Origin of the sequence: Stackebrandtia nassauensis DSM 44728 (assembly GCF_000024545.1) — a bacterium.
Lineage (GTDB): Bacteria > Actinomycetota > Actinomycetes > Mycobacteriales > Micromonosporaceae > Stackebrandtia > Stackebrandtia nassauensis.
In genome coordinates this window covers 2388162-2413647 of record NC_013947.1, presented here as the reverse complement: position 1 = coordinate 2413647, position 25486 = coordinate 2388162, and the positions used below count along the sequence as shown (strand labels likewise).

The following is a 25486-nucleotide window of genomic DNA, read 5'->3' as shown; positions in this document are numbered from 1 at the left end:
TCAACGGGCCAGTTTGCGCAGCCACTTGGGTATGCGCAGCGGTTTGCTGGGGCCCTGCGAGGGTCGGCTGGGCGACTGCGGCTGTTTGCGTGGCGTCTTGGGTGGTGTCGAGGGTGGTTTGGCGGTGCTGGTGGCGGGTGCCTTGGCCGGTGGCAGCGCCGTGGCGGGCAGTTCCTTCCCGGTCTTGTAGCTGTTGACCGTCGGGTCGGCGAGACCCCATTGGGCCAGCAGGGCGCTGAACTCGGTGCTCTGCAGGTACGCCTTCGCGTCGGCGGGCATGAACAGGTGCTTGGGCCAACCGGCGAAGTTGACGGCGAGCTTGTCGGTGCCGTCGAGGCCGCGACCGGTGTTGAACGACGACGCCTTGGACTGGAAGCCGGGGAACGCCTTCTCCAGCGCGTCCAGCGAGATCGTGGTGCAGTTGCAGGTCAGCGCGTGGTAGTCGGAGCTGAGCCGGAACCGGGTCATGTTCTTCTCGGTGAGTTTCGGTTTGAGGCCCTTGGTCAGGGCCGAGAAGAAGCTGGTGACGGCGGCGGCCTGTTCCGGGGTCACGACGAAGCTGAAGCCGGTGGTCTCACGGCCGTAGGAGTTCTCGCTGGCGATGTAGGCGGCGAAGTTCGTCCACACGTTGAGCATTCCCTCCCCTTCGGAGCCTCCGGTTCCCCAGGTCTTGCCGTAGCGACCGAAGTCGTACGTGGTGTCGGCGTCCGGGGTCACGACGCGTACCGCGGCATGGCCGTAGGGGTGGTCCTTGCCGTCCTTCTTGTACGGACCGCCGATGAGCAGTTCGATGCGGTACCGGGTGTCGGTGGGTTTGGCGGGGGCCGCGGAGGTTGCCGAGCCGGACGTCTTCGGTGCCTGGGCGGGCAGGGTGTTCCCGATGCCCCAGGCTTTGAAGAAGCTCTCCGCGCCTTCGACGGTGGAGAACTGCTTGTCGAGATAGCGTTCGTACGCGGTGATCTGACGGCCGTCCGGGTCGGTCATGACGACCGGGTTTCCGCCCATGGCCTCGTACAGGCTCACCGCGCCGCCGGTCACGGGAGGACTGGGGTCCGCGTCGGTCTGGGATTCGTCGGCGCTGCCGGTGATGGCGGCGAAGTCGGCGATCTGCGGGTCGCAGCTGATCCACCGGGCCAGCCACGGCGCGTAGTAGCGGGCTCCGAAGTAGTAGAAGCCGGTCTCGGTGTCGCGTTCCTTGCCGCTGAAGCGGTACCGCTTGGGGGTTTCGGCTTGGCTGCGCACCGACTGGAACGAGGTGCCGCCGTAGGGGTAGTACTCCTCATAGGAGATGATCCGGGCCGCGTCGTCGAGCTCCAGGGTGGCGGAGTTGAGGTGGTTGGCCAGCGGGAACCGCAGCAGCCGCTCGGGGGCGTCGTCGGTGCCCTCGGTGCGGGTCTCGGCCAGCGCCACGCGCTGGTCGCCGTCGAGCAGGTGCAGGGTCTGGCGTTCGAGGGTTCGCTGTCCGTCGTCGCCGAACTCCCGGTACACCTCGAATACTCCGATGTAGATGCGTTCGGCGACGGTCCGGCCGCCTCGGCGGGTGACTTTTCGTACCCGTCCACCGGTGGCGTCGTAGCGGTAGTAGGTGAGTTCGGCGGTGTCGGGTGCCGGGTCGGGCTGCCGGGACACGGCCGACAACCGGTCGCTGGCGTCCCAGTCCATGAACGGCAGCTCGGGCATGCCGGTGATGTTGCCGTGGCCGTCGTAGCCGAACCGGTGCAGCGGCGCGTCCGACGCGTCGGTGGTGCCGGACAGTCGATTGCTCGACCGCTCGGGTTGCAGCAGGCTCGGTTCCAGGTATACGTAGCGGCGGGTCCAGTCGGCGGAACCGGAGCCGTTGTGCGCCATCGACAGGAGGTTGCCCACGGCGTCGTAGCGGTACCGCTGCCGGTAGCGGCCCATGGCCTGGCCGTCGTTGGGGTGGGCCAGTCGCGACCGTGACGTGTCGTGGGGGTCGGACGGTTTTCCGTTCTGGCCCAGGTGTTCCCGGCCGGTGGCTTCGATGAGCCGGTACATCGCGTCGTAGCGGTAGTCGCTGCTGGCCGACACCCGCTGGTTGCGGAAGAACACCGCCTGCTGGGCCTCGTCGGCGATGTGAGTGATGTTTCCGCTCGGGTCGTAGGTGTAGCGCAGGTCTTGCAGCGCGGTGTCGCCGCGCGTCGTGCGCAACCGCCTGAGCCGGAAGTTCTCCGGGTCGTAGGTGTATTCGGTGCGGGAGCCGTTGCCGTAGCGGATCGACGTGCGGTGTCCCCGGGCGTCGTAGTCGATGCCGGTGACCAGCGGGGTGACGGTCTGGCCGCCGCTCAGCCGGGCCGACATGGAGTCCGGCAGGTTCGCCTCGTTGTACTCGAGGCTGATGACACTGTGGTCGGGAGCGGTCATCGCGGTGGGACGGTTCAAGGCGTCGAACTGGGTTGCGTTGGTGTACAACGGTTCTGACAGCGGCACGTCCGCCGACCAGTCGGGGTCGCCGCGGTACTGGTCGGTCAGCTGCCGGGTCGCGGACAACAGGTTGCCCTTGAAGTCATAGGCGTCGCTGGTCGCGATTCCGGCGGCGTCGAAGTGCCGGAAAACCCGGTCGCGGAGGTTTCGCTCGGCGGGGTCGGGTTGGTCTTCGCCGTATTCGAGGCGTTCCTGAAGCGACTCCGGTCCGTCTTCCCGGTCGCGGACGTGGACCCGCACCAGTCGCCGCAGCTCGTCGTACTCGAACCGGAACCGGGCGCCGCGGCTGTTCCACATCCGCACCGGTTTCCCGGTGGCGTCGTTGAAGGCCAGCCGGTCCCCCGCCTCCATGCTCTGTTGACCGACCCGGTTGTCCATCAGGTCGTAGGAGTACCGCATGGTGGTGCGGCCCAAGGCGTCCACGACCTCACGCTCATTGCCCTGGAAGTCCAGCAGGCTGCGGGTGCGGTACCGCTCCTCCTCGACGGCACCGTCGCGTTCGAACCGGTTGTGGAGTTCGGTCAGGAAGGGACGGCCGCTGGAGTCCAGCCAGATCCGCGCCGGGGTTCCGGAGTGGACGGCCGCTGCCGATGCCGCGGCCTGTTCGGTCGGGCCGAGGTCGCCCTCGGATCGCCGCCGGTACCAGGTGCGCCAGTCGGGAAGCGTGTCCAGGTAGGGCGTCAGATAGCCGCCGACGTGCGGGTCGGTGCGGGGGTCGAGCAGCACCGTGTCGTTGACGTCCCATGTGGTCTGCCGCCACGGGTCGAAGTCGACCTTCTCCCAGCTCCCGTCCGGGTGCAGCACGGCCACCTTGCGGCCCAAGGGGTCGTAGAACATGACGGTGCCGACCCCGACGGCGCGGGCGAACTCGAAGGCGTGGGTCGTCGCGAAGAACGGTTCGTATTCGCGGATCGGCATTCCCTTGTTGTTGAACACCGTCCATCCGGTTCCCGCCCAGCGCGGCGCGCCGTCGCTTCCCGGTTCGGCCTGTACTTTTCGCTGGATCTCGCGCTGGAAGCCGTCGGTGTAGGTGAACGACAGTTGCAGCCTGGTGACCTCGCCTTCGGCCAGTGCCGACGCGTGGGTCTCGCGGGCCAGTGTCGCGGCCACGGCGGGCTGCGGTTGCGGCAGTTGTTGAGTCCGCAGATAGGCGAACTGGTCGTAGACCAGCCGGGTGGTGGCGTTGCCCAGCAGCGCGTGTGGGTCGGCGAGCGGGTCGGCCAGGTATGCGGCGACGCGTTCCGGTGGCAGGTCGGGGTCGAAGCCGTCCAGGAGGTCGCCCAGTTGTTCGCCCTGCTTGCCCATCAGGGCGGTGCCCGTCACCAGGCCGAGTGCGTCGTGGACGGTGGCGGTGCGGTTGCCGTTGGGGTCGGTGACCAGTATCGGTTCCAGCACCCGGAAGTCGTATTCGGCGGTGGTGCTGTTGCCCACGGCGTCGACGATGGTGGTGGGTTCCAGGTCGGCGGGATCGTAGTCCACAAGGGTCTCGGCGCCGAACGGGTCGGCGAATCGGCGCGGCAGGAAGAAGTGCGCCCGCGCGGCGGCCAGTTCCTGGGCGGGCTCGTCCTGCCCGGCCGGTGAATACCGGACCCTGCCGTTGCCGAGCCACCAGCCGTCGTCCTCGTCCAGTCGCAGGTACCGGTTGTCGGTGAGCAGCTGCGCGTCCACACGGTCGCCGTACAGTTCGGACAGCAGCCCCGGCGTGAACGCCTTGCGGTAGTCGTCCAGCGGCAGCGCCAACGATTCCAGTTCGCCCCACGGCAGCGGTCCGGACAGGTCGTCGCGTCGGTAGCGGGTGCGGGACTGCGCGATCATGCGGCGTGATGATCCCCCGTCGACGGCGGCGGCGAGCGTGTCGAACGCGAACCGGTTGCCTGGCAAGGAAACCAGGCCGAGAAGTTCGTAGACGCGGCGCTGCCACAGCAGCGGCGCGCGGTAGTCGTGGGGCCCGGCGACGGCGTTGGTGTACTGGTTGACGGTCAGCGCCAGTTGCGAATGGCGCTGCCGCCACGCGTCGTCCTCGGTCAGTTCCGGGTCGGCCTGTCGACGGCCGTAGGCGATCGACACGGCGGTGAGGATGTTGTCGAAGTCGTCGGTGGCCAGCACGATCTCGTGCGCGACCCTGGGTTCGTCGCATTCGCGTTCATAGTGGGCGGTGATGGTCTCGCGTGGGTTCACGGTGAACACCGCGTACTGCCCCCGGGCGGCGGTCTGGCGCATGTGGAGCGTGTAGTTCTGTTCGGAGACCTGATACGGACGGTCCGCTTCGGCGTTGCCGTCCTCGGCGTACAGCTCCTGCCGCAGTGTCAGGCCCTTGAGCGCGCGATGCGCCTGCCGCAGTTCCTCGTCGGTCAGCTCCTGTTCCGGCAGCACCGTGTCGGGCAGCAGCAGCTGTTCGTCGCGTCCGTAGTACTCCCCGGCCAGCTGCCGGGAGATCCGTCCGGCCTCCTCGAACGATCCGGTGTGGAACCAGGTCTTGGTGCGGGTGGCCGGGACGTAGCCGTACTCGTCCGCGTTGGTGATGTCGGCGTCGGGGCCGCTGAGGGCCGCGAAGGCTTCGGTGTCCCATTGCTCGACCATCGCGAATCCCCGGAACTCGCGTTCGGCGCCGTCGAAGTAGCCGTGGTGGTAGGCGTAGCGGGACACGAAGCGGTGGTGGCTGACGCGGTCGACGGTCTCCACCCGTTCCACCACGTGCACCGGGAACGGCAGCCGGGTGATCCACGGTCGGCCAGCCTGGTTATCGTCCAGATAGAACTTGGTGGACGGGGCATAGTGGATGTACGTCTCGGAGCCGAGGTTGTTGACCATTCCGGTCAGCAGGTGCGGTTTGCCCTGCGCCAGCAGGTCGATGTACCACACCTGGCGCCCCTGGTCGGCGGGCAGCGGCGAGGACCACACCAGACACGCGGTGCCGGTGCCCAGCAGGTCGGCGACCGTCACCTGCGCGGTGTGCTGCGGCTGCGGGAACGACGTCGCCAGGCCCTGCGGTGCTTCCCAGCCGTTTCCGCTGCGGTTGCGGTAGATCCGGGTCTCGTCGCGGTGCAGGTAGATCAGGTCGGTGGCGCCGGTGCCGTCGATGTCGGCCAGCCGAAGCCGTTTCTGGTCGAAGAACTCCGGCTCGTCGAACCACGGTGAGTCGTCCATGGTGACGCGGGCGCCGAACCGGCCGTAGCCGAGGCTCGGCCAGTAGCAGACCTCGCCGTTGCGGATCCGGACCAGGTCCGACAGTCCGCCGCCGGACATGTCGGCCAGGTGGATCGAGTCGGTGCCGTCGTCGAAGACGAGACTGGGGCCGACGCGTTCGTCGGCACCGCTGTGGTGGCGCCGCGCGGACGCGAAACCGTTCTCCCCCAGCGACTCGTGCCAGGTGAACACCTCGTCCTCGGTGATCAGCACGTCGGCCAGCCCGTCGCCGGTCAGGTCGACGAACCGCAGGTTCGGGTTGCTGGGGTCCAGGTTGGGCAGTGACGCGAAGGCCCGGAAGTTGCGCCAGCCGGGCGCTGTGGCGGTGTCGCGTTCGTAGAAGCCGGGGGTGGGGCCGCCGAAGTCCACCAGTTCGACCTGTCCGTCTCCGGCCAGGTCGAGCAGCTGCTGTTTGTCCTTGGCCAGTCCGGTGGACGGCTGGGAGGCCAGGCCGCGCACCGGCCCGAACCGCCCATTGCCGAGGTTCGGTTTGTAGAACAGCGAGTCGCCGTGCCAGCTCAGGATTCCCGGAAGCCCCTCGCCGTCCAGGTCCACCCACTGGTAGCCCGGGCCGTCGACGCCGATGGGGAGGTTGCGCAGACTGTCCTCGGGCAGCAGCCGGGGCGTGTCGTCGATGACCGGCCTGCTGTAGCTGAAGTCCAGCGGTGGCAGCGAACCGGCGCGGTAGCCGTCGCCGTCGCGCCGGTAGCCGCGCTGGTGCAGCCGCTCGACGAAGCTGCCGACCGGGTCGTGGCGGTACTCCAGGTCCGTGGATCGCACCAGGCAGTCGGCGCCGACGCCGGGGGCGTCCGGGAAGTGGTGGAACATCAGGATGCGCTGGCACAGCCGGTAACCGCGGATCTCGAAACCGGCGCGGTAGTGCGAGAACGGGTCGGGACGGCATCGCCACGGGTGCGCTTCGGCGGGCGTGGGGACCTCGGCGTCGTGCTCGCCGTAGTCGAAGACGACCTCGAACAGCCAGGACGTCTCGGTCAGGTCCGGATCGAGCAGCCGGGAAACCGTGTTGCCGTAACGGATGCGTTTGAGATACCGCTGAGTGTGCCGTGCCGCCGCCGAGCGATTGGCCTCATGTGGACTGTCGAGATCGACTCCGGCGGCGTCCTCGGACTTGTACTCATAATGGATCGCGTTGCCGACCGGATCGAAGCTGTCGCACAGCAGCCAGCTGTAGATCCGGGACGGATCGTCGGGGTCGGCGATCCGGCTGTGCGGGGTGCGGCCGTACCGGGAGGTGACGTTGTCACGCGAGATGACCTGCCAGTGGCTGGTGCCGTCGGCATCGTCGTGCCACTGCTCGATGCGCGCGAACGTGCCCTCGATCCGGGGCAGGTACCGCCGCACGGTGTAGCCGCGGCCGTCGAGTTCGCGCTGCGACGGCCCGTCCGCGTGCGGGACCAGGTCCTCGCTGCCGGACAGGATGAACGTGTCGGGAGCGTCGGCACGATATCGCGGCAGGCCCCGATCGGTCTTGCGGGTGATCGTCGGAATCGGCAGCTGCCAGCCGAGTCCGAAGGGGCCGTTTCCGGCGCCGGAGTCATAGCCGAGGGTGAGGCTGGGAGCGAAGCCCGAGCGGCCGGGGCTGGTGGCTATCGGGACGGTGGTGGTGGCGGTGCCGGTCACCGGGTTGGCGGCGAACTTCTCGCCGATCCCCCGGATCGCCCCGCCGCCGGTGGGCGCCGAGATGGCCGGGGCTTTCGGCAATGTGGACGGAGATTCCGGGGAGTCCGTCCCGGATCTCGGGCCGCCGTCCGCGTCCCTCCCGTTCGGTGGTGGTGTCTCGTCCGTCGGCATGGCGCCTCCCCCACACTGGTTAGTCGTCCCTGAGCCGAATCTAATGCGACGAAATGCCAGGTCTTCCTGGCGAACTCCCCGAATACTGGGGGCATTGGACCCTAGGACAGTCCCTTGTGTTTGGTGGCCTTGTCACGGACGGTAGGATCGGCGCACCAGGCGAAGGAGGGCGGGCATGTCGACATCACGAGGGGCGCGCCAGCCGACCATCAAGGAGGTCGCGCGCCTCGCGGGCGTGAGTCCGATGACGGCCTCCCGCACGCTCGCGGGCGGCCGGAACGTGCGGCCGGACCTACAGGAGCGGGTGCTGGCCGCCGTGCGCGAGCTCGGTTACTACCGCAACGAGAACGCGCGCAGTCTGCGCCCCGGTCAGCCCAGCGGCCTGATCGGCATCGCGATCACGAACCTCGCCAACCCCTACTACGGCAACTTCGCGCTGGGCGTCGAGGAGGTCGCCGCCGAGCACGGTCGCCGCATCATCCTCGGCAACACCGGCGAGGACGACGCGCGCGAACGGCAGCTGGTCAGCGACTTCATCGGACGGCAGGTCGACGGGCTCATCCTGGTGCCGGTCAGCGGCGACGCGGCGCACCTGAAGCCCGAACGCCTGGGTGAGGTTCCGCTGGTGCTCGCCTCGCGGCGGGTGCCGGGACTGGACGTCGACACGGTGCTGCTCGACGACGTCGGCGGCGCGTATCGCGGCACGGTCTCGCTGCTGGACGCCGGGCACACCCGGATCGGGTTCCTCGGCAACCGCAGCTCGGTGTTCACCGGTGAACGCCGCTTCCGGGGCTACGAGCAGGCGATGACGGAGCGCGGGGTGCCGGTCGATCCGGCGATCGTCGCGCGGGACCAGCAGGACGTGGCCGCCGCGAGCCTGGCCGCCAAGGCGATGCTCGATCGCGACGAGCCCCCCACGGCGATCTTCAGCGCCAACAACCGGAACACGATCGGTGCGCTGCGCGAGATCGGACGGCGGATCCGCGAGGGACGCTCCGGGCCGCGTCCGGCGATCGTGAGCTTCGACGACTTCGAGCTGTCGGAGCTCATGCCGGTGCCGGTCACGGTCATCGACCACGACGCGCGGCTGCTGGGCCGGGAGGCGGCGACGCTGCTGTTCTCGCGGCTCGACGAGGACGTCGCCGTGCCCGCCCGGACCGTTGAGCTGCCGGTTTCCATCGAATATCCCTAGTTTTCGGTCCCTTCGGGTAAGGGGTTGCCAAAAACCGCCGCTCGTTGGTAACGTTACCAACCTCAAGATCACCGACATGGAACCGCCGGTGATCCGACCATGGACGAGGAGGTGGTCAGCGATGGAACTGTGCGTCGACTTCGGCGGCACCGAACTCAAGCTCGGGATCATCGATCGCGGAACTCCCGTCCGCACCTCGGCCATCCCGGTCGACGAGGCCGACCTCGCACTGGCGAAGGTCGCGGCCACCCGCCTGATCGACGCCGCCGCGCCCGCCCGGCCGACGGCGGTCGGCATCGCGGTTCCCGGCGTCGTGGACCGGGCCGCCGGACGGCTCGTCAAGGCCCACGACAAGCAACAGGAGCTCGCCGACCTCGACCTGGTCGTCTGGGCGAAGGCCGCGTTCGGGCTTCCCGCCGTGGTCGAGAACGACGCCAGGGCGGCGCTGGTCGGCGAGATCAGCACCGGTTCGGCGCCCGGCGCGACCGACGCCGTGCTCGTCACCCTCGGGACCGGCATCGGCACCGCCGCCGTCATGGACGGGGTGCTACTGCGCGGCGCCCACGACCACGCGGGCATCCTCGGCGGCCACCTGACCGTCGACCTCGACGGCGGGCTGTGCAACTGCGGCAACGTGGGCTGCGCCGAGTCGATCGCCGGGGCCTGGGCGCTGCGGCGCGAACTCGCGGCCCGAGGCGACGCGGTCACCGACGTCAAGGAACTGTTCGCCGCCGCCGAAGCCGGTGACGCGGACGCCGTGGCGCTGCGCGACCGGGCGATCCGCGCCTGGGGCGCCTGCGTCGTGTCGCTGTGCCACGCCTACGACCCCCGGGTCGTGATCCTGTCCGGCGGCATCATGCGCGCCGGAACCGCCGTCGGCGAACCGATCCAGACCTATGTCCACAAGCACCTGTGGTCGAGTTCGCACCGGCCCGCCTTCGTCATCCCCGACCGACCCGACCTGTCGGTACTGCGCGGACTGTCCGTCCTCGCCGCCGACGACCATTCCCAAAAGGAGCGTTAGTGTCCACCCCCAGCCCGTCCCCCAGCGTCCCCATCGGACAATATGTGAAGCGGCCGACCGTACCGCTTCCGGCCGATGCCCGCGTGCTCACCGGCGAGACGGCATGGGCGCGGGCCGCCGAGACGGCGCTCGACCGGGCGGACGGGCACGCGCCGCTGCTCGTCGTCGACGCCTACCCGGGCGCGGACCTGCCGCTGATCACCAAGACGATCGCCGACGCGTTGCCGCGGTGGCGGATCGTCGACGTCGAGGAGGCCGCCGCCCGGCCGACCGCCGAGATCGACGCGTTCATCGCCGACAACCTCACCGACGACCGGGTGTTCGGCGTCATGTCACACGCCACCATCGACGCCTTCTACGACGAGGACCGGCTCGCCGCCACCGCCGCCGACCTGGCCGCCGACGACCGTCCGACCGTCCTGATCGGATGGGGCGCCGACCTCGTCGCGCGACAAGCCGAGGCCCCGTACGTGCTCGTCCTGGCCGACATGGCGCGCTGGGAGATCCAGCTGCGCCAGCGCGCCGGTGCCACCAACTGGCGGGCCGCCAACCCCGACGAGGACCGGCTGCGCAAGTACAAGCGCGGGTTCTTCGTCGAGTGGCGGATGGCCGACCGCCACAAGCGGACCATGTTCGACCGGCTCGACTTCGTGTTCGACGCCAACGCCGTCGGCGCGTACGAACCGGACGGACGCGCGGCCGGGATGATCACCGGCGACGCCTTCCGGGCCGCCGTGGCGAACGCCGCGCACCGGCCGTTTAGGGTCGTCCCGTTCTTCGACCCCGGTGTCTGGGGTGGACAGTGGATGAAGCGCAAGCTCGACCTCGACCCCGGGCAGCCCAACTACGCGTGGTGCTTCGACTGTGTGCCGGAGGAGAACTCGCTGCTGCTGGAGGACGCCGACGGCGGACTCGTCGAGATCCCGTCCCTGGACCTGGTTCTCACGCAGCCCAAGGCGCTGTTGGGTGAGCGCACCTTCGCGCGGTTCGGCGCCGAGTTCCCGATCCGGACCGACTTCCTCGACACCATGGAGGGCGGCAACCTGTCGCTCCAGGTGCATCCGCTGACCGACTACATCTACCAGACCTTCGGCATGCACTACACCCAGGACGAGTCGTACTACCTGCTCGACGCCGGGGACGACGCCGTGGTCTACCTGGGTACCAAGGACGACGTCGACAAAGAGGCGATGCTGGAGGACCTGCGTATCGCCGCCACCGGCGAGCGCCCCTTCGACGCCGAGAAGTACGTCAACGCGTTCCCGGCCAAGAAGCACGACCACTTCCTGATCCCGGCCGGGACCATCCACAGTTCGGGCGCGAACTCGATGGTGCTGGAGATCTCGGCGACCCCGTTCATCTTCACCTTCAAGATGTGGGACTGGGGCCGTCTGGGGCTGGACGGCATCCCGCGCCCGGTGCACCTGGACCACGCCGAGCAGAACATGCAGTGGGACCGCGACCGGGCCTGGACCGAGGCGAACCTGGTCGGGCGGGTCGAGGAGCTGTCCAACGACGGCGACGTCGTCGAGGAGCGCACCGGCCTGCACGAGCTGGAGTTCATCGAGGTGCGTCGCCACTGGTTCTCCGAGGAGGCCGTCCACGACACCGAGGGCACCGTCAACGTGATCAACCTCGTGGAGGGCGACGAGGTCGAGGTCGTCAGCCCGACGGGCGCGTTCGAGCCCTACCAGATCCACTACGCCGAGACGTTCATCGTGCCAGCGGCTGTGGGCCCTTACATCATCAGGCGCACGGCGCGTTCGCGCGGCCAGCGGTTCGGGACCGTGAAGGCCTCGATACGCGGCACCCGTACCGGCGAGGCCTGACACACAACGGACCGGCACCGATCCCCCAGAAGACAGGAACAAAGGAGTTCGAAATGAGACCTCGGAAGATCGTCATAGGCTTCATGGCCGCGATTTCCGTCCTCACGCTCGCCTCGTGCGGCGGCAGCAAGGACGACGGTGCCAAGACCGGCACGCTCAACTTCTACACGAACAAGGCCGCGTGGGAGCCCGACTTCGACGAGCTCAACTCGCAGAGCAAGGGCGACGTCGACATCAAGCTGAACACCACCGGGTACTCCGACGCCGAGCAGTACGACGCGTTCATCAAGCAGTCGTTCCGCACCAAGAAGAGCCCGGGGCTGTTCACCTGGCAGACCGGCCCGTCGCTGGGTGAACTGGTCGACGACGACCTGGTCGCCGAGACCACCGACATCTGGGACAAGGCCATCGACGAGGGCTGGATCGACAAGAGCCTGCGCGACGCCTACACCTACGAGGGCAAGCAGTACTGCGTCCCGATGAACATCGCCTACTGGGTCATGTACTACAACAAGAACATCTTCGAGAAGCACGACCTGTCCGAGCCCACCACCTGGGCCGAGCTGGACGAGATCGCGAAGAAGCTGTCCGACGAGGGCGTCACCCCGTACTACCAGACCAGCACCCTGTTCACCTTCCCGTGGTTCCAGCAGCTGGTGGCCGGTACCGACCCCGAGCTGTACGAGGGTCTGGCGACCGGCAAGGTGAAGTACACCGATCCCAAGATCGTCGAGATCATGGAGACCTGGCGTGACCAGCAGAAGGACGGCTGGTTCTCGGACGCGGGCAGCAAGGTCGACCCGGCCGTGGGTCTCAAGGACGGCGACTTCGCGATGATCAACTTCGGTTCGTTCTTCAACGGTTCGCTGGACGGCGCCGGAATGAAGTCCGGCGAGGACTACGACATGTTCGTGATCCCCGCGGTCAACTCCGACCTGAAGAAGACCCCGGTCGCGGTCGAGTCCGGGCCGCTGTGCGTGGCCGAGAACTCCTCCCAGAAGACCCTGGGCCTGGAGTACTCGAAGTGGTGGATGTCCCCCGACGCGCAGACCGCGTGGAACAAGGCCCGCGGCGACGTCGCGTTCAACCCGAAGGCCAAGGTCGCCGACCCGATGCTGGAGGAGCTGGGCGACACCGTCGGAGGCAAGGACTACGAGACCTACGACCGCTACTACGAAGCGACCCCGACGCCGATCCTGACCGTCGCCTTGGAACAGTTCGGCGCGTTCATCGCCAATCCGGGCGATCCGAAGCCGTATCTGGAGAAGATCCAGGAAGAGGCCGACAAGTACTGGGCAGACCAGGAGTAGCCAGGGATGACGTCCGAGAAGACGCCGACGGCGAAATCCGCCAGGCGGCGGGACCCGTACCGCCGCTCGGCGGCGGGATTCATCGCACCGGGAGTGCTCCTGGTGGCGGTGCTGCTGTACCTGCCGTTGCTGTGGACGACGTTCCTCAGCTTCACCGAGTACAACGGCCTCGGTGACCCCGAGTGGATCGCCTTCGACAACTACGTGGAGATGTTCGACGACCCCGAGTTCCTCGGCTCCGTGTTCAACACGCTGCTGTGGGTCCTCGGCACCCTCCTCGTCCCGGTCGGCATCGGCCTCGGCATCGCCCTGCTCACCTGGAACCTGAAGGGCGGCAGCTGGCTGCGGCTGCCGTTCCTCATCCCCTACGCCCTGTCGGGGATCGGTGTCGGTGTCATCTGGTCGTTCGTCCTGTCCGGTGACGGGGCGCTCGACCAGGCGCTGGCCGCCTTCGGCGTCACCGACACGCCGCGCTGGCTCGTCGACGCCCCGCTCAACACGGTCGTGATGATCCTCGCGACCGCGTGGCAGGGCGTCGGCGTCAACGCGCTGCTGTTCACCATCGGCCTGCAGTCGATACCCAAGGAGCCGCTGGAGGCGGCGCGAATGGACGGTGCCAACGGGTTCCGGCTGTTCCGCAGCATCCTGTGGCCGATGCTGCGCCCGCTCACCGCGGTGGTCGTCGGACTGTCGATAGTGGCGAGTCTGAAGACCTTCGACATCGTGCAGGGCATGACGAAGGGCGGTCCGGGACGCGACTCGGAGACGCTGGCCCTGACGATGTACAAGGAGTCCTTCGTGAACACCGAGTACGGCCTTGGCGCCGCGATCGCCGTGTTCCTCACGGTCGTGACGCTGGTCGCCTCGATCCTCTACCTGCGCCAGCAACTGTCCAGCAAGCACGGGGGCTGACATGTCTCGAGTCATCCGCACCACCGTCCTGTCAGTACTCGGCCTGTTCTGGCTGATCCCGGTCTACCTGCTGGTGGTCAACGCCTCGAAGTCGCCGGAGGCGTTCTCCTCCAAGGACTCCTGGCTGCCCGCCGACTTCGCGCTGTTCGACAACATCTCCGAGGCGATGCGGCTGTCCGGAATGGCCGAGAGCGCCGCCAGCACGCTGCTGTACTCGGTGGTCTCACCCGCGCTCGCGGTGCTCGTCGGCGCCGCCGCCGGTTTCGCGATCGTCGCGCTGCGGCTGCGGCACGGTTTCGCCTGGTTCGTGGTGATCTTCGGCGGCACCGTGTTCCCGCTGCAGATGATCCTACTGCCGCTCATGGACAGTTACACGCGCATCGAGGTGTTCGACACCCAGCTGGGCATGATCATCGTGTACACGGCGATCTCGATCCCGTTCTCGGCGTTCGTGATGCGCAACTTCTTCACCGGGATCGCAAACAACGTCTTCGAGGCGGCCGTCCTGGACGGGGCGTCGACCTGGCGCATCTTCTCCCGGGTGTACCTGCCGATGGCCAAGAGTGCGCTGGTGGCCGTCTTCATCCTGCAGGCCACCTTCATCTGGAACGACTTCCTGCTCGGCCTGGTGCTGAGCCAGTCCGACTCGGTGCGGCCGATCATGACCAGCCTGTCGGGCATGCAGAGCACCTACGGCGGCGCGCAGATGTCGGTCGTGCTGGCGGGCGGTCTGCTGGTCTCGCTGCCGACGGTCGTGCTGTTCCTGTTCACGCAGAAGTTCTTCGCCCGCGGCCTCGCGCTCGGGCAGTACTAGGAGTCCACATGCGCCTCGTCCCCACCGTCGACGATCTCGCCGCCGACGCCGTCACGCACCACTACGACGACATGATCGCGCCCAGCGGTCTGACGAACTTCCTGGGCACCGCCAGAGTGGACCACGACCTCACCGCGATCAGCGCCGTGACGTTCCCGCCGGTGTCGCAGGGACTGACCCAGACGGCGGTGTGCTTCGTGGACGGACGCCTGGTGGAGTCCTACGGTGCCCCGATCACGCACGAGTGGCGCCCCGATCGGGTGCGCCGCAGCGTGTCGCTGCCGGGCCTGGACCTGAGCACCGTCACGGTGTGCGCCCCGGACGACACCGCGGTCGTCATCGACGTCCACGTCACCAACACCGGCCGGACACATCGGACGGTTCCGGTCACGTTGACGTTGGCCGCCACCGCGACCAGGTCCGGCGCGGCCTGGCTGGACGCGGTGGCGCCGCAGGAACGCAACCGGGCCGCCACGGATTCGTCCCGGCTGTTGTTCCGCAACGCTTCGGGCACCGCCGTCAGCGTGCAGGGCGTCGACACCGACGCGACGGTGCGGCTGTCGGGCATCGCCCCGGGCGTGGGCGAGCACGAGGTCGGCATCGGCGGGATCGAGCGCGGCGGCGAGGTGACCGTCGAGGTGGATATCGCCCCCGGCGCGACCGCGCGGTTCGGCTATATCCACGCCGTGGGTGACTCCGAGGCGGCGGCCGTCGCGGCCTTCGACAGTGTCGCCGCGGACGTGCCGGGTACGGTCGCGGCCGCCGAGGCGTTCTGGAACGGGCAGCTGGACGCGGCGTTCAAACCCGGCAACGGCGAGTTCTCCGGGCATCTGCCCATACTGGAGACCACCTCGGAACCGTTGCGGCGCCTGTACTGGTGGGGCGTTTTGGGTGTCATCTGGTTCCGTCGCGACTTCGCGGGCAACGTCCTGGGCCGCAGCTACGACACCCTGATGCCGAACTACTGGGGCACCACGACGTTCATCTGGGACTTCAGTCTCAGCTCCATCACGCACGCGCTGCTCGACCCCGACGCGATGAAACGTCAACTGCGGCATTGGATCGCCTCCGACATCCACACGCACTTCGGCACCTCCTCACTCACCGGCGGACCGGTGGGGCGGTGGTACTCGGTCAACGACTACGCCATGACCCGGCTGGTGCACGACTACGTCCGGTTCACCGGCGACACCGCCCTGCTCGACGAGACGCACGCCGGGCGGGCGGTCACCGAGCACCTGCGTGACTGGGCGCTGGCCTGGCGCGGCCTGCGTGGTTCCTCGCCGCTGGCCGACTACGGCGAGATCGACAACCTGCTGGAGTGCGTCAGTTCGTACACCCACGAGGTCGCCAGTCTCAACGCCGCCAACGTGTGGAACCTGCGCACGGTCGCCGAGGTGCTGGCCGCCCGTGGCGACGCCGAGGGCGCGGCGGCGCTGTCGGCCGAGGCCGACGGGCTGGTCAAGGAGGTCGCCGACCTCTACCTGCCCGGCACCGGTCACTTCGCCGCGCGGCAGCCGGACGGCACCCGGGTCCCGGTGCGGCACGTCTACGACTTCTCCGTCGTGGGCACCACGATCGCCGGGGACCTGAGCCCGGAGACCCGCCGCGAGATGGTGGCGTTCTTCGAACGCGAACTGCGCACCGAGGTCTGGCTGCGGTCACTGTCGCCTTGGGACACCGACGCGAGTTACAGCGTCCGCCCCGACCACCAGTGGAACGGCGCGTATCCGGCGTGGCCCGCCGACGCGGCCCGCTCGCTGGTGGCGCTGGGGTCACCGGCCACGGCCATCGACTGGCTCGCGGGCCTGGCCCGCTCCGCCAACCAGGGCCCGCCCGGGCAGGCGCACTTCACCGAGGAGGCCATGCCCGCCGTGAGCGGCGGCGCCCGCAAGGCGCCCCCGCAGCTGCCGTACATCATCGACTGGGCCTGTTCGTCGGCCGGAGCCTATGCGGCCCTGGTGATCGAGTCGTTCTTCGGCGTCGACCCCCGGGTCGGTTCCGACGAGGTGGACGCGTCGGGCGGCTGCGTCGCCGACCTCGACCCCGACGCGGTGCTGCGCGGTCTGCGGATCGGCGACCGGATCGTCGACGTGCGTGCCGACGGCACCGTGACCGACGCGGCCTGACGATGACACCGTTGCGGTCCTTCAGAATCGAACGCTCGATGATCCGCGGCGCCGTCGAGATCACCGAGACCGCGAGGGGTCTGGTCCCGCACCGGCTGCCCGCGTGGGCTCGGCGGCAGATCCCGGACCGGTTCATGATCCAGACCAGCGCCGAGAGCGCCGGGGTGCGGCTGGCCATCCGCACCGCCGCCGACGTCATCGAACTGGACACGCAGGCCCGCCGGATCGCCGACTCCGCCGACACGCCGTTTCCGCCCAGCGTCTACGAACTCACCGAGAACGGCAAGCCGGTGGCGTCGGCGGGTGCGACCGCCGGAACCCGGTACGTGTTCACCTTCGAGAAGCCCAGCGGCGAGATCGTCCCCGGGCCGGACGCGACGGCGCGGTTCGAGGGACTGGCCACCGGCGTCGAACGCGACCTCGAACTGTGGCTGCCGTACCACGACCACGTCGAGCTGCTGGGGCTGCGCGCCGACGCGCCGGTCACGGCCGGGTCCTGGAACGCGGCGCCGCGCTGGGTCCACCACGGCAGCTCGATCAGCCACGGTTACCGCGCCGACTCCACGACCGGTACCTGGCCGGTGGTGGCGGCGCTGCAAGCCGGGGCGCATCTGACGAACCTGTCGTTCAGCGGCAACGCCATGCTCGATCCGTTCACCGCCAGGACGATCCGCGACACCCCCGCCGACCTCATCAGCGTGAAGATCGGCATCAACATCATCTCCGGCGACGCGATGCGGTTGCGCGCGTTCCGTCCCGCCGTCGACGGTTTCCTCGACACCATCCGCGAGGGCCACCCGGACACGCCCATCGTGGTCGTCTCCCCGATCTGGTGCGAGCCGGTCGAGAGCTCCGCCGGACCCACCATTCAGGACCCGGATCGCGGCGAACAGTGGACGATCGCGGAGGGCAGCGAGGCCGACGTCGAGGACGGCAAGCTGTCGCTGCGGGGGATCCGCGCCGAGTACGCCGCCATCGTGGAGCGTCGGCGCGCCGACGGCGACAAGCGGCTGCGCTACCTGGACGGCCTGTCGCTGTACGGCGGTTCCGACGCCGCGGTGATGCCGCTGCCCGACAACCTGCACCCCGGCCCCGACGTCCAGCGCCTCATCGGCGAACGCTTCGCCGACCTGATCCTCACCGAGTTCACAGCCCCGGCAGCTCAACCCCCAGGGGCGCTTGTCTAGGACGCGCCCCGGAACCTGCGAAGGAGCAGAACATGATCACCCGTACCCTATCGCTCACCACGGCCCTGGTCACAGGGCTCGCGGTCGTCGCGGTACCCATCGCCGCGCAGGCCGCGCCGGAACGTGCCCCGGTCGTGTCGGCGTCGGTCAACAAGGAACTCACCCAGCGCTTCAACAGCTACGCCGAGAACGCGGGCCGCTGGACCGGCGCCGACTCCGCCTACAGTGTCGACCTTCCCAACGGCTCGACGGCGTGGCTGTACTCCGACACGTTCCTGGGCGAGGTCGACGAGAACCTGGGCCGCCCCAAGGATTCGCCGTTCGTCCACAACTCGATCATCGTGGACGACGACGGCGAACTGACCACCCACACCGGAGGCACGAACGCCGCACCCGAGTCGCTGGCGAAGGTCGCCGGTGCCGACGAGAAGGAACGCTGGTACTGGTTCGGCGACGGCACCGTCGAGGGTGATTCGCTGCGCGTGATGCTGCTGGAGTTCGTGAAGACCGGCAGCGGTGTCTTCGACTTCAAGTTCGTCGGCAACGCCGTGGCGAGCTTCGACACCGACGACATGTCGCTGACGGGGATCACGAACCTCCCGAAGTCGGACGTCAACTGGGGTTCGGCGATATACGAGGACCGCTCGGACGGCTACACCTACGTCTTCGGTGTCGAGGACAAGCAGGCCCAGAAGTACGCCCACCTGGCGCGGGTGCCGTCCGGCTCCCTCACCACCGACGACTGGGAGTACTTCGCCGACGGCCAGTGGGGCGACGACCCGACAGGTTCCACCCGGATCCTCGAAGGCGTCTCCAACGAGTTCAGCGTGTCCCGCTTCAAGGGGAAGTTCACCATCGTCACCGGTGACGCGACCGAGGCGCTCAGCGCCAAGATCGTGATGTACCGCGGCGCCGACATCGAGGGGCCGTACACCGGCAAGACCGTCTTGTACCAGACTCCGGAGACCAGCGGCAACGTCTTCACCTACAACGCCAAGGCGCACCCGAACCTCAGCAGCGGGAACCGGCTGCTGGTGACGTACAACGTCAACAGCTTCCGGCCCGACGACCTGTACGAGGACGCCACCATCTACCGCCCTCGCTACATCGACGTCACCGTGAAGAACCTCAAGGGCTGACCGGGGTTCGGAAACGCTGACGAAACACGCGATCGTGTTGGGTTCTGTTCGCACACCTGATGGTTGTGAGAGGAGAACCCGCACGTGAGCAACACATCGTCCTCCCCCGCTCCACTGTCTCGGCGCGCCGCGCTTGGTCTCGTGGGAGGAGGAGCACTGGCCGCCAGTGGCCTGGCGACGGTCGCGATGCCGTCCCGGGCCACTGCCGCGGGCAATGAGAAGCTTCCGCCCGACACCCTGCCCGGAGGCGCTTATGACCGTTTCGTCAGAAAACTCGCCGAGGCGGACAAGTTCTCCGGAACAATCCTGCTGACCTACCGTGGCGAGAAGGTGCTGAGCCGTAGCTACGGGCTGGCCGATCGGGAGAAGTCCGTCCCCAACCGCGCCAACACCATCTTCGCGCTGGCGTCGGCGTCCAAACCGTTCACCGGTCTGGCGATCGTGCAGCTGGCCGAGCAGGGGAAGCTGAGCTTCCACGACACCGTGGGCACCTATCTGGACGGTTTCGCCGACGACATCGCCAAGACCGTGACCATCCACCACTTGCTGCTGCACACCTCCGGCCTGGATGTCCCGCTCGACGACGAGGAGTTCCTGGAGAACCACCACAAGTGGGACAGCGCCGCCGAGGTCATGTCCGAGACCATGCGGATCATCAAGAAGCATCCGCTGGCGTTCACGCCGGGAACCCGGAACCAGTACAGCAACGCCGGGTACTCGACACTGGGCGCGGTCGTGGAAGCCGTGTCCGGCAAGAGTTTCGGCGACTACGTCAAGGAGCACATCTTCGAGCCCGCCGGAATGCGTCGCTCCGCGTACTACACCCGGCCACAGTGGATGAAGAGTGCGCGGTTCGCCCATCCGTACTGGCTGGACGCATCGGGTGAACGCCGGGACGCCCTGACCTCGGATCCGGTGCTGGGCGGGGTCCCCAACGCGGGGCGCTCGTTCATCGGCGGCGGTGGCGGCAACGGATTCTCCACCGCGCCTGACCTGGTCCGGTTCGCCGAGGCGCTCGACGACGGGACGCTGCTCGGCCCCGCCTTTCGCGAGGTCTACTGGAGCGGGAAGTACCCGCTGGCGCCACGCTCCAGGTCGTCGGAGACCGATGTCCGGCAGGCGTTCCAGGCGTACGGCGCACCGGCGGGCGTGATCGGGGGTTGCCGGATGTTCGGCCACGGTGGCGGTGCCGCCGGGGAGGCCACCCACTGGAACATCTACCGCGACCGCGACTGGGTCGGCGTCATCCTGTGCAACTACGGGCCCATCGGACCGAACGAGTACACCCCCATTCCCGAGATGCTGGAACGGGAACGACAGGCCATCCTCGGCTGACCGCCGGGTGAGGTCGGAGGGTGCTCCGTCCCTCCGACCTCACCTCCCCGACCTCACCTCCCCGGCGTCAGGCGACGCGGGGTCCGGCGGTGGTGGTCACCGGTTTGAGGAGGCGCCATCCCAAGGGCGCCAGTGCGAGCCACATGCACAGCACCGCCAGCGGCATGATGGACTGTCGGACGGGGCCCTCCACCACGTTGTCCAGCAGCTCATAGCCGACGAACAGGACCAGGGTGGCCAGGACGAACGTCAGCGTCGTCGCGCTGATCCGTTTCAGGACCGCCAGCTGGATGACCAGCGCGAGGAATCCGATGTAGACGGCCTGGGTGCCGAATCCGTAGAGGATCTGCTCGGCGCCGGGGATGCCGCGGATCTGTTCGTCCAGTGCCTCCATCTGGGCGCGATTCACGGTGGCGAACAGGGTGTACAGGTCGACGAGCATTTCCAGGACCGACGCGGCGATGCTGATCAGCGCCACCGCCAGGCTCACCCGGGCGAACAGTTGCCCGGCCCCGTGACCGCGGACTCGTCGGTACAGCTCGACGCAGACCACGCCCAGCATCAGAAAACCGATGAGCCACACCGTGTGCGCGACCGTCGACAGTAGCCTGTCGCCGTCGTTGCCGCCGAGCATCATCAGGGTCCAGCCGCCGACCTGTCCCACGGGGGCCAGGATGAGTGACCACCCGGCGAGGCTTCGCCAGCGCGTCGCGCGCGTCACGTCGGAGGTGTCGCGGCGCGACAGTTCCCGCGCGACCGGCACGAACGCGATCCACAGGATCAGCGCCGAGCTGGCCTGCGCCAGCCGCAGCGGGATCTCCAGCAGCAGTTCGGTGCCGCTGACGACCACCGCCAGGGTCACCAGGGCCGCGAAGGCGGTGGTCCCCCGCTTCAGCACCGCGACGTGGATCGCCTGCGTGATCAGCACCAGGAACAGCAGCACCGGCCCGACGTCGTAGACGGCCAGCTGGACCCCGTACAGGTCGTGGATCTGGCCGCTCATGGCCCGCATGTCGGTGCGGTTGTCGGTGGCGAAGCCCACCACCAGGTCGATGACCATCTGGGCGAGCAGACAAACTGCGCCGAGGACGCCGACGATCAGGCAGCCGGTGGCAAGGACCCTGCCCTTGCCGGTGGTGTCCTTGGCGCGCCGGTACAGCTCGACGCAGATGACGGCGTGCATGACGGCGTTGAGGCCCCAGGCGATGTGGGCCAGGGTCCAGCCGGGTTCCTGGCCACCGGCGCCGTTGAGTCGCATCAGTGCCCAGCCGACGAGGACCAGCGGGGGTGCGGCGGCGAAGGACCAGCCGGCGATTCGTTTCCATGTCATGGAGCCGACCCTAGCTTTGCAGAATTTATTCTGCAAGTTTTTCTCTGCATGATTTTTTCTGCATAACTCTCTCGGTATGACTAAGCTGGGCGTATGTCAACGGAACCGGTCATGCACACCCCGGCGGCGATGCGGGCGCTCGCCAGTCCGCTGCGGCGCGAGATCCTCAGCCATCTCGCCAACCACGGTCCGGCCACCTCCACCACGCTGGCCAAGGCCATGGGCCAGAACACCGGGACCACCAGCTACCACCTGCGCATGTTGTCCGACACCGGTTTCGTCACCGAGCTGCGCGACCGCGCCAAGGGACGGGAACGCTGGTGGGACGTCGTCAAGGGCGACCGACGGATGCCGCCCCGGGAGCAGCTGACCGAGTCCGAACAGGACCTCGCCGAGCAGCTGGGCGACGACCGGCTCGCCGAGGACCTGCGGTTGCTGTCGGCCTTCGCGCGCGACCGCGACGAGGACGGCGACTGGCAGCAGGGCTCGCGGGCCAGCACCTTCATGACCAAGGCGCAGCTCAAGGAGTTCCACGAGGAGTACCTGAAACTGGTGCGCCGCTTCGGCAGCGACCGCGACGACGCGCCCGCCGACGCCCGGATGGTCCTGTTGCGGTGGGTCGGTTTCCCCGACCCGCGCGGCTCGGCGACCCCCACCTCGTAGACTGGGCGCTCCCGGTCATGGTGAAGGAGGCGCGATGTTCCCGTTCCGCGCCGTGTGGTGGCAGCTGGCCATCATCTTCACCTTCCTGCTGACCCTCGCCGTCGACCACTCCGACCTGGGTTCGGTCGCCGCCTCGCTGGCCGTGGCGGCCGCCGCGGCGGTACTGGTCGGCTGTGGCGGCGCGGTGTGGCTCAGCGCCGTGACCCGGCTGGCGGCAAGCCTTCCCGCCGTCGCCGACCGATCCCATCGCACCGTCTTCGTTCCACAGTGTGATCCGGACGCCGCCGGGCGTCCGCGACCTCGAGCCCCAGGGTGGCGCGTCCACCGGTGACGCCTCGCGTCAGCGGTGACTCCCGTCCACCGTCAAGGCTCGACCCCGAAGGGGATCCACTGTGTACTACCTCCTGTCCGTCGTACTGACCATCGCCGACGCGTTGCGGCCGCTGTTCGCCGCCTCGGCCACCGCGGCGGCGATCGTCGTGTTCACGATCGCCGTCCGGCTGTTGTTGCATCCGCTGTCCCGCGCCGCCGTACGCGGCGAGAAGACCCGGCAGCGGCTCGCCCCGAAGATGGCGGAACTGAAACGGCGACACGGCGACGACCGCCAACGACTCGTCGACGCCACCGGCGAGCTGTACCGCACCGAAGGCTCGACACCGCTGACTGGCTGCCTGCCGATGCTGTTGCAGCTGCCGGTGTTCTTCGTGATGTACCGGCTGTTCACCACCGACTCCATCAGCGGGGCCGCCAATCCGCTGCTGGACGACACCCTGGCCGGAACGCCACTGGGACAGCACCTGTCCGAGACGCTGGCCGCGTTCGGGTTGGCCAGCGTCCAGACGCTGGTGTTCGGTGTGCTCCTCGTGGCCCTGGCCGCGGTGGCACTGTGGACGTACCGGCGTACCCGCCGCGGCATGGCGGACTCGCCCAACCCGCCCGAGGGACCGGCGGCGGCGGTGGCGCGGGTGATGCCGCTGCTGTCGTTCGGCACCCTGATCGTGGCAGCGATCGTGCCGCTGGCGGCGGGCATCTACCTGCTGGCGACCACAACGTGGACGGTCACCGAACGCGCCTGGCTACAGGGCCGGTCGGCCTCCTGACCCGCCACAGGGGACGCTACGCGGCGGGGCAGCTGACCCCGTCGCGTGGCGTCTCGCCCCGGATCAGGTAGCGCTCGACGAGCCGCCGGGTGCAGTCGGTGCGCTGGTAGACACCGTGTCCGGGGCCCTCATAGGTGGCCAGGACCGCGCCGTCGATCTGGGAGGCCACGTTGGCGCTCCAGGAGTACGGCGTCTGGGTGTCGAAGCGCGATCCCAACACCAGCACGGGTTCGGCGCCCCGCACGTCGAGCCGGTGCCTCGGGTTGTCGGCGCCCGCGTCCCAGTTCAGGCAGTTCTGCGGGACCGACCAGTTCAACGGTGAGAAGTGGACGTCGGGGGCGGCCTTCTCGGACGCGTCCCAGGCGTCGCGGAACGCGTCGTAGTCGGCGATGCCGCGCGGGAAGTCGGCGCACTGCATGGTGATGGGAAGCGGCATCACCTCGCCGTCGGCCTGCTCGGTCGGTGCGGCCTTGCCCTTGCCGGTCGTCAACGCGGCGATCCGGTCGGCGGCCTTGCCACGGTCAGTCACCGCGAGCGGTGAGACGATGCCGCTGATCAGGTTCGCGACGGTGACCGGGGTGTCCGCGTCGCCGGGTTCGGTGAGGTCCCCGGCTTCGGCCTTGGCGTACAGGTCGGCGAGCATGGCGCGGACGTCCTTGCCATGCAGCGAACATTCCTCGTCGTCCCGGCACCAGGACACCAGGTCATCGAAGGCGTCCTGTGTGGCCTCGGCGCCGGTCACCATGACGTCCTTGGTGTTCAGACTGTGGTCCATGTTGCTGTCCAGGACCGTGCCGCGCAACCGGTCGGGGAACTGTTCGGCGTACATCTGCGCGGGCAGGGTGCCGTAGGACAGTGCGTACAGGTTGACCGACTCCTCGCCGAGTGCGGAGCGCAGCGCCTCGATGTCCTTGGCGACACTGACGCTGTCGAGGTGGTCGAACAGCGGCCCGGTGCGGTCGCGGCAGTCGTCCATCAGCGCCGCGTTGCCCTTCAGGCGGGCGTCGTAGCCCTCGCGGGTCGGCGGCACGACGGCGTCGACCTTGTCGACGAGGTCCTTGGCGCAGGTCACCGGGTGGCTGCGTTTGACGCCGCGCGGGTCGAGGCCGATCACGTCGAACCGTTCGGCGATCGGTGAGGTGATGAGCATTGTGAAGAACTCGTCGTCGGTGATCGCCTCGACGCCGGAGCTGCCCGGTCCGGCCGGTACGTAGACCAGCGTTCCGATGCGGTGCTTCGGGTCGGTGGCCTCACGGCGGGCGACGGCGACGTCCACTGTGCCGGACTGTCGCTTCGACCAGTCGATGGGGACCGTGACGCTGGCGCAGTCGGCCTTGTCGTTGTCCTGGCAGGGTTTCCAGTCGAGCGAGGACACGCTCGCCCCTTCGGCACCGGAGACGAAGTAGACGGCGGCCACGGCGGCGACGACCACAGCCGTCGCGGCCAGGCTGATCCGTTTCGTGAACGGGTTCCTCATGACGCGTTTCCTTTCGGACGGCGGGAGACGTAGACCATCGCCGGGGGTATGTTCCGCCAGATCGTCCGTCCGCACAGGACTTCCTCGAATCCGGCCTCCAGGGATCGGCGGAACCGACGTGCCGACGACAGCACTCGGGCGTGCGAGTACGCGAAGGTGGTGAACGCGCCGCCCTCGGCCAGACCGCCGCGAATCGCGTCGAGGATGGACTGCTGCACCGGACGGGGGAACGACGCCCACGGCAGTCCACTGACGACGACGTCGGCGCCGGGCAGGCCGCGTTCGGCCAGGATCGCGGGCAGTCGCGCGGCGTCGGCGGTCACGACGTCCACGCCGGTGAAGCGGCGGGCGGTGTACTCGGCCAGCCGGGGGTTCAGCTCGACGGCCAGCTGGTGGCCGCGTCCCGCCAGCCGCTGCCGGATGGCGGCGGTGAAGGCGCCGGTGCCCGGGCCCAGTTCGACGACCACCGGGTCGCCGCGCCGCGGGATCGGCGCCACGACGGCCGAGGCCAGCCGGGCCGAACTGGGAAGCAGCGCCCCGGTTCGCATCGGGGTGCGCAGGAACTCGCGAAGGAAGACGGTCGATTCGGCGCTCACGCTGATCGA

At 68.6% G+C, this 25486-nt stretch carries 17 protein-coding genes; 13 read left to right on the top strand and 4 right to left on the bottom strand.

Annotation, left to right across the window (positions count from 1 at the left end; translation table 11 throughout):
- Complete coding sequence (locus SNAS_RS11185; protein ID WP_169313874.1) at positions 1–7350, bottom strand: SpvB/TcaC N-terminal domain-containing protein; 7350 nt, start codon at positions 7348–7350, stop codon at positions 1–3.
- A 265-nt stretch (positions 7351–7615) separates the two neighbouring features.
- Here SNAS_RS11185 and SNAS_RS11180 point away from each other — a divergent pair, with 265 nt between their 5' ends.
- The 10 genes from SNAS_RS11180 to SNAS_RS11135 all read left to right on the top strand — a co-directional run bounded on the left by SNAS_RS11180 (position 7616) and on the right by SNAS_RS11135 (position 20311).
- Positions 7616–8632: a LacI family DNA-binding transcriptional regulator gene (locus tag SNAS_RS11180; RefSeq protein WP_013017528.1), complete on the top strand. Its 1017-nt coding sequence runs from the start codon at positions 7616–7618 to the stop codon at positions 8630–8632.
- Between the two features lie 121 nt (positions 8633–8753).
- Positions 8754–9656, top strand: coding sequence for an ROK family protein (locus SNAS_RS11175; protein ID WP_013017527.1), 903 nt, complete (start codon positions 8754–8756; stop codon positions 9654–9656).
- Positions 9656–11485 carry a class I mannose-6-phosphate isomerase gene (locus SNAS_RS11170; protein WP_013017526.1) on the top strand — a complete coding sequence of 610 codons (1830 nt, stop codon included), beginning with the start codon at positions 9656–9658 and terminating at the stop codon, positions 11483–11485. Before SNAS_RS11175 ends, SNAS_RS11170 begins: the two co-directional genes overlap by 1 nt.
- 53 nt (positions 11486–11538) lie before the next feature.
- Complete coding sequence (locus SNAS_RS11165) at positions 11539–12795, top strand: ABC transporter substrate-binding protein (protein WP_013017525.1); 1257 nt, start codon at positions 11539–11541, stop codon at positions 12793–12795.
- A 6-nt stretch (positions 12796–12801) separates the two neighbouring features.
- The gene (locus SNAS_RS11160; RefSeq protein ID WP_013017524.1) at positions 12802–13707 is read left to right on the top strand and encodes a carbohydrate ABC transporter permease; all 906 of its coding nucleotides are present in this window, start codon (positions 12802–12804) and stop codon (positions 13705–13707) included.
- Position 13708: 1 nt separating this feature from the next.
- Positions 13709–14521 (top strand): carbohydrate ABC transporter permease, encoded by an 813-nt coding sequence (locus SNAS_RS11155; protein ID WP_013017523.1) that lies wholly within the window; start codon positions 13709–13711, stop codon positions 14519–14521.
- A gap of 8 nt (positions 14522–14529) precedes the next feature.
- Positions 14530–16650 carry a glucosidase family protein gene (locus SNAS_RS11150; RefSeq protein ID WP_013017522.1) on the top strand — a complete coding sequence of 707 codons (2121 nt, stop codon included), beginning with the start codon at positions 14530–14532 and terminating at the stop codon, positions 16648–16650.
- A gap of 2 nt (positions 16651–16652) precedes the next feature.
- The gene (locus SNAS_RS11145; RefSeq protein ID WP_013017521.1) at positions 16653–17837 is read left to right on the top strand and encodes a GDSL-type esterase/lipase family protein; all 1185 of its coding nucleotides are present in this window, start codon (positions 16653–16655) and stop codon (positions 17835–17837) included.
- A gap of 32 nt (positions 17838–17869) precedes the next feature.
- On the top strand, positions 17870–18976 hold the full coding sequence (locus tag SNAS_RS11140; RefSeq protein ID WP_013017520.1) for a DUF4185 domain-containing protein: 1107 nt from the start codon (positions 17870–17872) through the stop codon (positions 18974–18976).
- 84 nt (positions 18977–19060) lie between these two features.
- Entirely contained in the window at positions 19061–20311 is a 1251-nt protein-coding gene (locus tag SNAS_RS11135; RefSeq protein WP_013017519.1) for a serine hydrolase domain-containing protein, read from the top strand.
- 67 nt (positions 20312–20378) lie between these two features.
- On the opposite strand, the gene SNAS_RS11130 is transcribed toward SNAS_RS11135, so the two are convergent.
- Positions 20379–21641 (bottom strand): hypothetical protein, encoded by a 1263-nt coding sequence (locus SNAS_RS11130; RefSeq protein ID WP_013017518.1) that lies wholly within the window; start codon positions 21639–21641, stop codon positions 20379–20381.
- A gap of 93 nt (positions 21642–21734) precedes the next feature.
- Here SNAS_RS11130 and SNAS_RS11125 point away from each other — a divergent pair, with 93 nt between their 5' ends.
- The 3 genes from SNAS_RS11125 to SNAS_RS11115 all read left to right on the top strand — a co-directional run bounded on the left by SNAS_RS11125 (position 21735) and on the right by SNAS_RS11115 (position 23404).
- Positions 21735–22304, top strand: coding sequence for an ArsR/SmtB family transcription factor (locus tag SNAS_RS11125; RefSeq protein WP_041624764.1), 570 nt, complete (start codon positions 21735–21737; stop codon positions 22302–22304).
- A gap of 34 nt (positions 22305–22338) precedes the next feature.
- Positions 22339–22635: a DUF6412 domain-containing protein gene (locus SNAS_RS11120; RefSeq protein ID WP_013017516.1), complete on the top strand. Its 297-nt coding sequence runs from the start codon at positions 22339–22341 to the stop codon at positions 22633–22635.
- A 61-nt stretch (positions 22636–22696) separates the two neighbouring features.
- Positions 22697–23404 (top strand): YidC/Oxa1 family membrane protein insertase, encoded by a 708-nt coding sequence (locus tag SNAS_RS11115; protein ID WP_013017515.1) that lies wholly within the window; start codon positions 22697–22699, stop codon positions 23402–23404.
- A gap of 16 nt (positions 23405–23420) precedes the next feature.
- Here the strand turns inward: SNAS_RS11115 and SNAS_RS11110 are convergent, their stop codons facing one another.
- Both SNAS_RS11110 and SNAS_RS11105 read right to left on the bottom strand, forming a co-directional pair.
- Positions 23421–24881 (bottom strand): alpha/beta hydrolase, encoded by a 1461-nt coding sequence (locus SNAS_RS11110; RefSeq protein WP_013017514.1) that lies wholly within the window; start codon positions 24879–24881, stop codon positions 23421–23423.
- Complete coding sequence (locus SNAS_RS11105) at positions 24878–25477, bottom strand: class I SAM-dependent methyltransferase (RefSeq protein ID WP_013017513.1); 600 nt, start codon at positions 25475–25477, stop codon at positions 24878–24880. Before SNAS_RS11105 ends, SNAS_RS11110 begins: the two co-directional genes overlap by 4 nt.
- Positions 25478–25486 lie beyond the last annotated feature (9 nt).